The sequence below is a fragment of the Paraliobacillus quinghaiensis genome (assembly GCF_003426025.1).
Taxonomy (GTDB): Bacteria; Bacillota; Bacilli; order Bacillales; family Amphibacillaceae; genus Paraliobacillus_A; species Paraliobacillus_A quinghaiensis.
The window spans coordinates 1-13,302 of the sequence record NZ_QJSH01000014.1 but is presented as its reverse complement, the minus strand read 5'-3'; the positions used below and the strand labels follow the sequence as shown (position 1 = coordinate 13,302).

The 13,302-nt window shown below is 35.0% G+C and carries 9 protein-coding genes; 3 read left to right on the top strand and 6 right to left on the bottom strand.

Annotation, left to right across the window (positions count from 1 at the left end; genetic code table 11):
- Positions 1 to 195: 195 nt before the first annotated feature.
- Positions 196 to 1,725, bottom strand: a complete 1,530-nt coding sequence (glpK, locus tag D2K40_RS10420) for a glycerol kinase GlpK (protein WP_117155674.1) — start codon at positions 1,723 to 1,725, stop codon at positions 196 to 198.
- 457 nt (positions 1,726 to 2,182) lie between these two features.
- On the opposite strand from glpK, the gene ppc reads away from it, so the two are divergent.
- A complete protein-coding gene (gene ppc / locus D2K40_RS10415) occupies positions 2,183 to 4,936 on the top strand; it encodes a phosphoenolpyruvate carboxylase (protein ID WP_117155672.1) in 2,754 nt (917 codons plus the stop codon).
- A 178-nt stretch (positions 4,937 to 5,114) separates the two neighbouring features.
- Positions 5,115 to 5,369: a Spo0E family sporulation regulatory protein-aspartic acid phosphatase gene (locus D2K40_RS16725; RefSeq protein WP_338045037.1), complete on the top strand. Its 255-nt coding sequence runs from the start codon at positions 5,115 to 5,117 to the stop codon at positions 5,367 to 5,369.
- 255 nt (positions 5,370 to 5,624) lie between these two features.
- On the opposite strand, the gene D2K40_RS10405 is transcribed toward D2K40_RS16725, so the two are convergent.
- Together D2K40_RS10405 and D2K40_RS10400 are read right to left on the bottom strand one after the other, a co-directional pair.
- Positions 5,625 to 6,923, bottom strand: coding sequence for a globin-coupled sensor protein (locus D2K40_RS10405; RefSeq protein ID WP_117155668.1), 1,299 nt, complete (start codon positions 6,921 to 6,923; stop codon positions 5,625 to 5,627).
- 452 nt (positions 6,924 to 7,375) lie between these two features.
- On the bottom strand, positions 7,376 to 9,115 hold the full coding sequence (locus D2K40_RS10400; protein WP_117155666.1) for a phospho-sugar mutase: 1,740 nt from the start codon (positions 9,113 to 9,115) through the stop codon (positions 7,376 to 7,378).
- Positions 9,116 to 9,466: 351 nt separating this feature from the next.
- On the opposite strand from D2K40_RS10400, the gene D2K40_RS10395 reads away from it, so the two are divergent.
- Positions 9,467 to 10,423 (top strand): ribose-phosphate diphosphokinase, encoded by a 957-nt coding sequence (locus D2K40_RS10395; RefSeq protein ID WP_117155664.1) that lies wholly within the window; start codon positions 9,467 to 9,469, stop codon positions 10,421 to 10,423.
- Between the two features lie 52 nt (positions 10,424 to 10,475).
- On the opposite strand, the gene D2K40_RS10390 is transcribed toward D2K40_RS10395, so the two are convergent.
- From D2K40_RS10390 to D2K40_RS10380, 3 genes are all read right to left on the bottom strand, one after another.
- Entirely contained in the window at positions 10,476 to 11,165 is a 690-nt protein-coding gene (locus tag D2K40_RS10390) for an LrgB family protein (RefSeq protein WP_117155662.1), read from the bottom strand.
- On the bottom strand, positions 11,162 to 11,530 hold the full coding sequence (locus tag D2K40_RS10385) for a CidA/LrgA family protein (protein WP_117155660.1): 369 nt from the start codon (positions 11,528 to 11,530) through the stop codon (positions 11,162 to 11,164). Before D2K40_RS10385 ends, D2K40_RS10390 begins: the two co-directional genes overlap by 4 nt.
- A gap of 120 nt (positions 11,531 to 11,650) precedes the next feature.
- Positions 11,651 to 12,517, bottom strand: a complete 867-nt coding sequence (locus D2K40_RS10380) for a LysR family transcriptional regulator (protein WP_117155658.1) — start codon at positions 12,515 to 12,517, stop codon at positions 11,651 to 11,653.
- Between the last annotated feature and the right edge of the window lie 785 nt (positions 12,518 to 13,302).

Here is a 13,302-nt window from a genome sequence, read left to right as displayed (position 1 = left end):
AGCTCTTCACTTGAAGATAACTACGCCGTACTAAAAGCTGCAAACGCAATGCTTATTCGGCGAATTGAACGGTAATTCAGCGAAACCACCAATTATTCGGCGAATGTCCAATTACTTAGGCATTCACAGAAATTCCATCATTCTGCACTGCCAGCGAGGAACTCATATGTTGCCAAGCATTTTAAGAAAAATGCATCATTTAAAAACTCTTGTTGCCTCGACGGCTTTTTGCCAGCCTCTATACAAATCATCTCGCTGCTCATCACTCATGTTTGGTGAAAAAGCATACCCATTTTTCCAATGTGTTGCAATTTCCTCCCGATCACGCCAAAACCCTACAGCTAAACCAGCTAAATATGCTGCTCCAAGTGCAGTTGTTTCATTAATATATGCTCGCTCGACCGGAACTCCTAATATATCACTTTGAAATTGCATTAGAAAATTATTTTTTACTACACCACCATCGACACGCAGTGACTTCATTTCAATATTAGCATCAGCTACCATTGCATCTATAACGTCTTTTGTTTGATAGGCTAGCGATTCTAAAGTAGCTCGAATAAAATGTTCTTTCTTTGTTCCGCGTGTAATTCCAAACATTGCTCCACGTGCATCACTATCCCAATATGGAGTTCCAAGCCCTACAAAAGCAGGAACAAAATATACGCCATCAGTAGACACTACGCGTTTAGCATAGCCTTCACTGCTACTTACATTTTTTAGCATTCTAAGACCATCTCGTAACCAATGGATTGCTGATCCAGCCACAAAGACGCTCCCCTCTAAAGCATACTCAACCTTTCCATCAAGTCCCCATGCTAATGTTGTTAATAATCCATGACTTGATTTGACTGCTTTTTCACCAGTATGCATCAACATGAAACAACCTGTACCATACGTATTTTTTGCCATTCCTGGTTCATAACAAGCTTGTCCAAATAATGCTGCTTGTTGATCACCTGCTGCACCAGCAATTGGAATTTCTTCTCCAAAAAAGTGATGGGAAATTGTTGTTCCATAAACTTCGGAGGACGGCCTAACCTCTGGTAACATAGACATTGGAACGTTTAGAATATCCAGTAACGTTTCATCCCACTTCAGTTCATGTATATTGTATAAAAGTGTACGAGAAGCATTAGAGTAATCTGTTACATGTTTTTTACCACCTGTAAACTTATAAATTAGCCATGTATCAATCGTTCCAAACAAAAGATCACCATTATCTGCTTTTTCGCGCGCTCCCTCAACATTATCTAAAATCCATTTAATTTTGGTTCCAGAAAAGTATGGGTCAATCAAAAGTCCCGTTTTCTCACGAATCAGATCAGCATACCCATCTTCTCGTAAAGATCTACAGATATCTTCTGTTTGACGGGATTGCCAAACAACTGCTTTGTGAATAGGTTTTCCGGTATGTTTGTCCCATACAACTGTTGTTTCTCTTTGATTTGTGATACCAATTCCAGTTACTTGTCGCGCTTCTATATCTGCTTTACGTAATACATCTGTCATGCATGCTAAAACAGATGTCCAAATTTCATTTGCATCGTGCTCTACCCAGCTAGGCTCGGGGAAGAATTGTTCAAACTCCCGTTGCGCCATCTGCACCATTTCGCCTTGTTTATTGAATAGAAACGCACGTGAACTTGTTGTACCCTGATCAATAGATAATATATATTTTTCCACTTTATCAACCCCTAAAATAAAAAATACCTGTAACTCCATTATTGTACAAATATGATATTTGTACAATATTTGAAGATACAGGTTAAAACTTGCGAAGGGATGCAGCTCGCTTGCTACATACATATCATACACAAAAATGGAAGCGTTATCAATACTTATTTGTAAATAATTTTAAAAAATAAATCTCGATTTAAATATTGAAATAAAGGTAAAAACAACTTATTTTTAACCACTAACAATAATAACTATTCTTATAATTAGATTATTAACTCATTTTTAATTAAAAAACAATCTCAAATATAGATTAATACGCTTTTTGTTGGAAAAAATAACAAACTTTTCAGTTATTTTTCAAAAAAAAACATGTTATGATAGACATATGTCTCTGCAATAAGAACATCTAGTGAACCACATGATTGCAAATTGAACCATTCCCTCTTGCAAAATATGTGAATATTCTTATAACTCCACAAAAAACTCGAAAGGAAGTGAACGTATGCAAAACATTACTGATCCATTAGGAACTGTTTCACTACATCGAGATGTTGATTATTTAAATCAAATTCTTGATAAAGTACTCTATCACGAAGGTGGTGATGAGTTACTAGAGAAAGTAAATAAAATTCGTTCTCTTACTGAATCATTGCGCGAAACAAATGATTCCACTGTCTACCTACAACTAAAACAGGAGATCGATCAACTCAAACCACCTTTAAGAGAAAATGTAATCCGCGCATTCTCTGTTAACCTACATCTATTTAATATTGCAGAACAAACTTATCGTGGGAGACGTCGCCGGGAATATCAAGCACAAGATGATACAATTATTCAACCTGGCTCACTAGAAGAAGGGGTTAATACATTATTTAAAAATGATGTTACACCAGAGAAAATTGGTGAATTGTTAGAAAAATTATCTTTAGAACTTGTTATAACAGCGCATCCAACAGAGGCTACTAGAAGAACGATGTTGCGTATTCACCAACGTATTGCTGACTTATTAAAAGAATGGGATCATGCGTACACTCGGTATGCTAAAAAAGTTATTGAAGAAACAATTGAAAATGAAATTACGATTCTTTGGCAATCATCTGAGATACGACAGAAAAAACCTTCTGTAATGAAAGAAGTGTCCAATGGACTATACTTCTTTGATAAAGTTTTATTTGATGTTCTGCCAAGCTTGCACCAAGACCTTGAGGACTTATTGTATGAAAAATATAACAAACGATGGCACGTTCCGTCATTTTTACGTTTTGGATCTTGGATCGGTGGGGACCGTGATGGAAATCCTAACGTTAAAGCAGAAACAACATACAAAACATTAAAAACGCACCGCGAACTTGTTCTAAGGAAATACAAAGATTCTTTAGATAAATTGAAAGAGTTACTTAGTCAATCATCGAAAAAAGCGTCAGTTAGTGAAGAATTGTTAAATTCGATTTCCTATGATCAAAAAGAATTAAACTATAATGGATGGCATAAAGAAGATGAAGTCTATCGAATTAAACTAGGACTTATGCTAAAACGATTGACTCTAACTGAAGAAGATCATGAACTTAGTTATGGTGATTCTCAAGAATTATTAGATGATTTATATATAATACAAGATAGCTTAGCATTGCATCATCCGCAACAGACACCAATAAAATTATTGCGTAAGGTAATTCGTCAAGTAGAAATATTCGGTTTCCATCTTGCTACCTTAGATATTCGTAATCACAGTGGTGAACATGAATCAGCACTAACCGAAATTTTACGTCAAGTAAATATCAGTGCAGATTATAAACAATTGAGTGAAGAAGATAAATTGGACGTGTTGTTAAAAGTATTAAAAGACCCACGACCTCTTATCTCTGTATATGACGAATTTTCCGAAGAAACACAAGAAATGATCAGTACATTCCGAATGATAAAAGAAGCAAAAGACACATTTGGTGAACGTGCAATTGAAGTATACTTAATTAGTATGACAACTTCTGTTAGTGATCTACTAGAAGTCTTAGTTTTAGCAAAAGAGGTTGGTCTTTATCGTGTTTATCCAGACGGAACAGTTTTAAGTCGTTTACACATCGCCCCATTACTTGAAACAATAGACGATTTGAAAAATGGACCTGAGATGATAAAAGATTTATTCTCAATTCCACTTTATCGTAAACATTTAGAATCTCGTGGTGATTTACAAGAGATTATGTTGGGTTATTCTGATAGTAGTAAAGATGGTGGAACATTAACAGCCAACTGGGAATTATATAAAGCACAAGAAGAGATTCATTCGATTGCTTCATCACATGATGTTAAATTGAAATATTTCCATGGTCGCGGTGGTTCATTAGGCCGTGGTGGTGGCCCATTATATTCTAGTCTACTATCTCAACCACCTGTGACATTAGGTGACGGTGTAAAAATAACGGAACAAGGTGAAGTGCTATCTTCTCGTTATTTATTACACGATATTGCTTATCGTAGTCTTGAACAAGCAACTACGACAATGATGACTGCAATAGCTGGTTTCACTGAAGTTCCTGAACAAAAGGAAATGCCGACGGAAGAAGCTATTAATGTGATGGGACAGATTTCTGACAATGCTTTAGAAAAATACCAATCACTTATCTTTAAGGATGAAGGCTTCTTAACCTATTTTAATCAGGCAACTCCATTAAATGAATTAGGCGCGTTAAATATTGGTTCAAGACCAATGAAACGTAAAGGAAGCAACAGATTTGAGGATCTACGCGCAATTCCTTGGGTATTTGCTTGGACACAAAGTAGGCAACTGCTACCTGCATGGTTTGCTGCTGGTACAGGTATCCAAAAGTATTTAAATGAAACAGGAAACCTGAAGCTCTTGCAACACATGTACGAGACATGGCCTTTCTTCCAAGCAACAATTAATAACTTGCAGATGGCATTAACAAAAGCTGATTTAACTACTGCAAATGAATATACAAAAATGGTCGATGATCCTGTCATTCAAGCACGTATTTTTGACCAAATTAAAGAGGAATACAATTTAACAAAGGCAATGGTATTGAAAATTTCAAAACAAGATGATTTATTAGACCATAAACCTAATATTAAAGAATCCGTACGTTTACGTAATCCTTTAGTTGATCCATTAAACTTGATTCAAGTGAACTTAATTTCACAACTTCGCAAAGATGATGAAGAAGATCACATGAATGAGCTTCTAACTGAAGTATTATTAACTATTAATGGTGTAGCTGCTGGTTTACGTAATACAGGCTGATCCTACAGAAGCAACTGTCTATATGACGGTTGCTTCTTTTTGTCTAAATCACTACATAATTGTTATATTATGGTTGCGTACACAGCGCTTTATTCCAAAAGTAAACATAAAGAAATGAAGTTCGACAAAAAAACAGAATTTACGTCTGTTTACAATCTATTGCTTTCATAATAGACTTATGAAGAAAAGAAAATACGGATTTATGTCATATACAAAGAAGGTGGTGAGAACAATAGTAATACAAGAATGTATAAATGATAGAACGACTTCTATTGAGAGGAGTAATTTAAATTTAAAAAGAGAAGAGATAGAGAAATTACGACTTCAAATGTACAGTCGTTACAATAGTACGAAAAACAAACAAGAACTCTTAGCAGTTTCACAAGAGTTAGATAAGTTAATCTACGAGTTTATAACAATATCTGGTAAATGAGAAGTTTTATTTGAACGTTAGTTAATATTACTTCAATTATTCTTTCTTCAAACATCCATCTAAACTACCCTACATTTCCTAATGCATTATTAAGGACAAAAGAGCAAAATCATTGCAAGGTAATTACGCATTACTACAGGAACAAAGGTAGACTATGCTTTTCAGTAGCTATACCAGGTATTGCTGAGAGCAACTTAAAACAAAAGCGATACTCTAGAAAATCTGAGTATCGCTTTTGTATATTTTTTTACATTATTAGCCCATACTAGTGGCTTCGTTTAGTTGTTCAGCTGATGTCGTTACTTCATGCATTGCTTGTTCAATCTCATCTGCAATGGATACTAAGTTATTCATCTGTTCCTTGACACTTAAAATCACTGATCCACTTCCTTGCACTGTATCCATAACATCTTTAAATGATCTATCCATTTCATCACTTGATTCCACAGCTAAAGCCAATGCATCTTCAACCTCTGTTAAGGTTTCCGTAACCTTCTTTCTAAAACTATTTGAAGAAGCTATCAATTTATCAATCTGTGTTGTTGAGTCTTTTGTTTGCTCAGATAGTTTTCTAATTTCATCTGAAACAACTCCAAATCCTTTGCCGTACTCACCTGCACGTGCCGCTTCAATCGCAGAATTCAAAGCTAGTAAATTTGTTTGTTCTGCTATATCTTTCACAATATTAATTGCTGTAACAATTTGATCGGTAGAAGTACCTAGTGATGTAATACTAGCAACCATATTTTTAGAATAATCATCAATCGATTGAATTTTTCCAACAAGAGCATCTAATTTCTCCTGTCCTTCTGTAGCTCTAGCTTTTGCTGCCACTGATTGTTCATTACTAGTAGAAGCAGTTTGATTTACTTGTGTGATATGCTGGCTTAAAGTTTGAGTAGAAGCCTGTGTTTCCTCTGCTAATGCAACTAAACCGTCACTGATCTCCATAATTTTATCACGTAGCTCTTGTTTTCCTTGTTCAAATTGTTTAATAAGAAATTCTTCATTTTTTCTTTCATATGCCTCTAAAACAATTTGTTGTTCAAGACTTAACAGCTTATTTACAGATGCTAACACGGTTTCCAGATCGTTAACATTATTCATTTTCATCGCAATGATATGTAGTAAAGAGTTCTGTAAGTTCTGAAATGAACCTGTATACCAAGCTGATGTTAGACCAATTCGATAATGAACTTCCGCGACACGTAAGCGATTTTGAATAAACGTATCATCAATTTCACCACTAAATAATTGAATAACATGCTGTTTTAACGTTTCTTTTAATCGTTCTACTGTACTATGTTTCTCAATTTTTTCTTTTAAATGACCAACATCAAGCATAGTGCCGTAAAAATCTCCGACTATTTGCTCAATATTTTCCTCTATTGTTGGTTGCAGAAATTTAATCAATTTTAAATCCTGTTCATCCATATGAATCATATTAACTTTTTGTATGAACTGTTGATCGTCCAAAGCGAATAGAACCTCTAAGTCTTTAGATTCTTCAATAATACTTCGCTGTTTTCTTTTTGATATTTTTAAGAATGACATAACATATCCCCTCCACAAAAATTCACTATATTTTGAATGCAATAGGATTAAAAGTAGAGGTAATTTCTAATTTAGTAGAAAGATTATGCTATTATTCAAGTAATTCTACTTATTCATACTACTATTTTCCTATTAAATATAAGATACGCTAAAACTGAGATTTTTGCAATATAAAGTCTTTTTTTGTCGAACCCACTCTCATAAAGTGAACCTTCAATCAGTGGGGGTTTTTGCCCTTCCCCCGCTGATTTTTTAGCCCTAAAAGATGACCTAAAGGCCTCTGAACCATTCGGGGTGTTACAGGGGGTTACCGTCCTTTTACTCCCACTTAAACAACTTTGACTTTTCTCGATGTTTTGAAGTGGGAGTTTTACGGACGATTACACCGGGATAAATAAACGTAATCAAAAAACCTGACCTCTGTATAGAGTGGTCAGGTTTTAAAACTGTTGTTATTTTGTTAGCGCAGTTACTTGTTTCATCAATTCTGTTTCAAGTATTTGCAGTTTTTCTTTTGTACCTTCAAGAGTACTACCAGTAACCGCAAAATAGAATTTTATTTTAGGCTCTGTACCAGAAGGACGTAAAGCAAACCAAGAACCATCAGCTAATTTATACTTTAAAACATTGGATTTAGGTAAATCAATTGTCTCTGTATCATTAGAAGCTGTTAGTGTTCTTATACTTGATTGATAATCTTCTATAGCTACAATTGATTGACCAGCTACTTCAACAGATGGATTACTTCTGAATTCTGATAGTAATGCCTGAATTTGTTCTGCACCATCTTTTCCTTTTAGTGTTAGTGACTGCAATGATTCAAAATAGTAGCCATATTCTTCAAAAATAGTAAGTAAGCCTTGATATAATGTTTTTCCTTGTGTTTTATAAAAAGCTGCAACTTCAGCAATCATCATGCACGCTTGTACTGCATCTTTATCTCGAACAAAGTCACCAATAAGGTAACCATAACTTTCTTCATATCCAAAGAGGAAGCTCTTTTCACCACTTTCTTCAAACTCTTTGATTTTCTCTCCAATAAATTTGAATCCAGTCAGGGTATCGATTGTTTCTAAACCATGTTTTTTGGCGATGTCACGACCAATTTCAGAGGTTACAATTGTTTTTAATACTGTAGCATTAGGTTTAAGTGTACCTTGTCGCTTTTTCTCAGAAATTAAATAGTCTAATAGGAGTGCACCTACTTGGTTTCCTGTTAGAACTTGATAATTGCCTGCTTCATCTTTTACTGCTACACCAACTCGATCAGCATCCGGATCAGTACCTAGTAAAATATCCGCATCTGTCTTTTGTCCTTGTGCAATTGCTAATTCAAATGCAGCATGCTCTTCCGGGTTTGGTGATTTTACAGTTGAGAACTTTGGATCAGGCTGCTCTTGCTCTTCTACAACATCAACATGTTTAAATCCCATTCCAGCTAATCCTTCCCGCACTGGAATATTCCCTGTCCCATGTAATGGTGTAAACACAATCTTAAAATCGTCTGCTACTTCATGAATAATATCTCTGTTTACCACAATTGTTTGTAACTGTTCTTGATAGGCTTGATCTACCTTTTCCCCAATCATCTGTAGTAATCCATTATCTTTTAGGTTTGCTTCATCTGCAACCTTAACTTCTAATTCATTTTCCACTTCATTTACCTTTGAAATAATAACTCCTGCTTCCTCTGGTGGCAGTTGTCCTCCATCATCGCCATACACTTTAAAGCCATTGTATTCTGGGGGATTATGACTTGCTGTAACAACAATACCAGCATATGCATGGAGGTACCGAACAGCAAAAGATAGCTCTGGTGTTGAACGCAGACTATCAAATACATAAGTTTGTATCCCATGTTCACCTAATGTCTTAGCAGCTTCCATCGCAAAAAGAGACGACTTGAAACGACAATCATAAGCTATTGCGACACCACGTGATTTTGCCTCTTCTCCCTTTTCTTCTATGTAACGCGCCAAGCCTTCAGCAGCTTTTCTAATTGTATAGATATTCATTCGATTGGTACCCGGACCTAACTCACCACGCATACCACCCGTTCCAAATTCAAGTTCTTTATAAAAACTATCTTCTAATTTCTTTTCATCATCTGAAATAGCTGCTAATTGCTCTTTTAATTCATGGTCTAACTGTCCATACTGATTCCACTTTTGATAAGTTTCTTTCCAATCCATATCATTCGCCTCCAGCATTTTAAATTATTTTTGATTGAGCTCAAATAAAATTTTATTTTTCACCCTAATGAATCATTTTATTTTTTTTCTAAAAATATATGTACCTTTTAACTAATTACTCATTATACCAAAGAATGTTATTTTCGTCTCTATAACATTCAGAAAAAGATGTATTCACTTAAAATGTTATACTTTAGAAGATTAATTTTAATAATAATTATTCATAAAATAAGATAAACTAACAAAAACCGACATTTTTTTCTTAATCAGACGTTAGAAACCTAGCATTATTTCTGAATTTGTTCTACAATAATAAATAGTAACCGTCATGAAAAAAAGGAGCGATGATTCGTGTCAATCGAATATCAAAACGAAGAACTAAAAATTTTTTCATTAAGTTCAAACCCTAGTTTAGCAGAAGCAATTGCAAAACATACTGGTACTGAGCTTGGTAAATGCTCTGTCAAAACTTTTAGTGATGGAGAAATACAAATAAATATTGAAGAAAGCATACGTGGTTGTGATACATATATCGTACAATCTACATGTGACCCGGCTGATCAACATATCATGGAGTTATTGATCATGTTAGATGCATTAAAACGTGCTTCAGCTAAAACAATCAATGTTGTCATTCCATATTATGGTTATGCAAGACAAGATCGTAAAACAAAATCACGTGAACCAATTACTGCAAAATTGATTGCTGATTTAATCCAAAAGGCTGGAGCTTCACGTGTCATGTCACTTGATATACATGCCCCTCAAACACAAGGTTTTTTCGATGTACCAGTTGATCAACTAACTGGATTTTTCATTCAGGCTTCTTACTTCTCTAAGAAAAACCTAGAAGACATTGTGGTTGTCGCCCCTGACCATGGTAGCGTGAAAAGAGCACGTCAATTCGCTGAACGTCTGCACGCACCAATTGCCATTTTAGATCGACGTGGACCACGTAATAGTTCTCCAACAGAAGTTAATGTTGTTGGAGATATTGAGGGAAAAACAGCGATTTTAATTGACGATATTGTTGATACTGGGAGACGTGTTTCGACTGGAGCACAGGCATTGATGGACAATGGTGCAAAAGAAGTATATGCAACATGTACACACCCAGTCCTTTCAGGAATTGCTAGACAAAATATTGATCAATCTCCACTAAAAGAATTAGTAGTAACAGACACAATACCTATTCCTGAAGAAAAACTTAGTGATAAAATTACACAATTGAGTGTTGCACCACTATTCAGTGATGCGATCTTACGTGTGCACAACCAAGAACCTGTTAGCCCATTATTTGAGGATTAAACGAGACAAAAGGAGTAGCATAAAATGCTACTCCTTTCTGTTTAATGCCACATTAAGCTATTAACCCTACCAAGCTTGGTATAAGGAATTTGCCCCAAACGAGTGTAATACTTGCAGCTAAAATCATTGCTAATGTAGAAAATGTTGTTGCCTGCTCTCCATATTCCATCGCTTTATTCGTCCCTACCCCATGTGCACTCATACCTAACGCTAACCCCTTTGCAACTGGTGATTGAATGGCGAACTTTTTAATCACGCTTGGTCCAATCATTCCACCAACAATACCAGTAATTATTACAAATACCGTAGTCAACGTTGGCAAACCTCCAATTTCTCTAGAAACTTCCATAGCAATTGGTGTTGTGATCGAACGTGGCAGAACACTTACTAAGAAACTTCTGTCTAAATGTAATAATAAAGAAAGACCAAATGATGTAAATACTGCTATTAATGAACCTGCTGTAATACTGACTGCTATAATAGCACTATATTTTTTCAAAAGATCTAAATTTTTATAAATTGGTATCGCAAAGGCAATCGTTGCTGGTCCCAACATATGGGTAAGAACCTTTGCTCCCTCTAAATAATCATTTGCAGGAATTCGAAACAATGCTATTAATCCGATTAGTAACGTTGGTGTAAATAGTAGTGGGTGGAATACCGGAAAAGACACTTTATTATTTAGCGCTTTCGTGAACCTGTATAAAACATAGGTAACAACCGTGACAAATAGAAAAATCATTGCGAATCAACTCTTTTCAACTTCTCAAACCCATCAGCAATAACCGCTGTTAAACTCATCACGATAAACGTACTTACTCCAATGATCAGTATAACTTCCACACCTTGCCAGCTAGCAATTTCATTGTAATTAACGATCCCGACAGCTGAAGGAATAAAAAAGAGTAATAGTTCAGCCATTAACCAATTTGCTCCTTGCTCAACCCATTCTAGTTTTATTATTTTGAAATATAACGCCAAGAATAATAAAACTAATCCAATCATCGAAGCTGGTAATGGTATTGAAAAAAGAGATTTGATTCCAATAGCCAAAAGTAAAAAAACATGTATAAATATAATTTGTATTAAGATTGTAACTATTTTCATTTTAAACACCCCTAACATTCACCAAACAACGTTTTATTGTTATCTTAAGCATACTAGTGTTAGGGGTATTCGTAAAATACATATATTTTATGTTGTCTATAACTTTTAGTTATATTAAAGTTAACGAATAAATTCGATAAACGTTCGACCTGCAAAAGAGAGGTATTTTTCTCTTTTCTTTATCACCGCTAGATTCCAAGGTATTTCTGGTGTTAAATCTAAGACACGAATAGAATCACTTTTAACTCGTTGACAAATTGACTTAGGTAAAATTGTGATTCCAAGGTTTGCCACAACCATTTCAGACATAAGATCCCACTGCGAACTTTTAAAAACAATATTTGGTTCATATCCTGCCTGTAAGAATTTTTTCCATATCAAATCATGTAATGAAAAATCCTCGTGATAGAAAATAAACTCTTCATCTTTTAATTCACTCAAATCAACCACATCTCGATTGGCTAATGCATGATCATGATGCACAATTACTTTCATTGTTTCATTTACAATTGGATAGCTATCAAATAATTCCTCGTTAACTGGCAATACTGTCACTGCTAAATCTAACTCACCTTCTTGTACACTTTTCACTATCTTCGCACCACCGTATTCAGTGATTTTTATGGTAATGTTCGGATAGGTTTTATGGAATGCCGCTAAAATGTTTGGAAAAAATAAACTGCCTATAATTGGAGGTAAACCAAAGTGAATCTCTCCACGTTTTAACTCTGTCAAATCATTTAAAATCGTCGACATATTAGCTAGTTCGTTATTAATCTTTTTAGCATATTCAAACACTACCATACCTGCATCTGTTAATTCGCTAGTCTTATTGGTTCGTATTAATAGAGTCATTCCTAATTCTTGTTCTAAATTCTTCAGCATTTTACTCAAGGCTGGTTGAGATAGATGTAAAGTTGTTGCTGCTTTCGAAATACTCTTTTGTTTTGCTACTTCAAAAAAATAATTTAATTGTCGTAACTCCATAAATTAAATCCTCTCTCTCATAAAACTGATTATAATCTATAATACATTATTACCATAATGACCCACAGACTGTCGACAATTAATGAATTTTCACAAGACGGTTGTTTTCACAATCAAAAACAAAAACCAATTATATAAAATCTTAACGTATACTTGGTTTTTAATAATATGAAGAATAACATACATAAAATGATTTGTTACTTGATAAACTCCAGCTACATTAAGATATGAAAAATTAAGTGTCATAATTTCCCGGGAAATGTAATATCACTAACCTGACTAATATACAATGTATTATTTATTTACTAAAGGCTCTTTTAGTAAACATTGTTGCTTGTAAATATTCGGACTTGATATAAAATCCGCAATAGATACTTACCCGCTCCTCAAATGAAATTGCCTCCCTTTCCGCAGGCACGGCTTCAGCTAACTCGGAGGCAAAAACCACCTCCGAGTGGATCTTCAGCTCGCGCTGTTCCTGCAGGAGTGTCGACAATTTCATTTGATACGCTAAATAGTCTAAAAATTTGATATCGCATTACAGACCATTTTAGCAGCTGAAAAGCTTATTGATTGTCAGATATAAATCAGGATTAGCTCTTCTAACTAGCATAGGAATCAAAGGCTTTTCACTCCTACGGGAACAGCGCGAGCCGAAATCGAGTAGGAGGGGCTTCACAGCCCCGACCTCTCACACCACCGTACGTACGGATCCGTATACGGCGGTTCAACCTTTTGAGTATCTTATCTGGTAGAGGATGTTCATATCCTTAAGTCCCCATTTC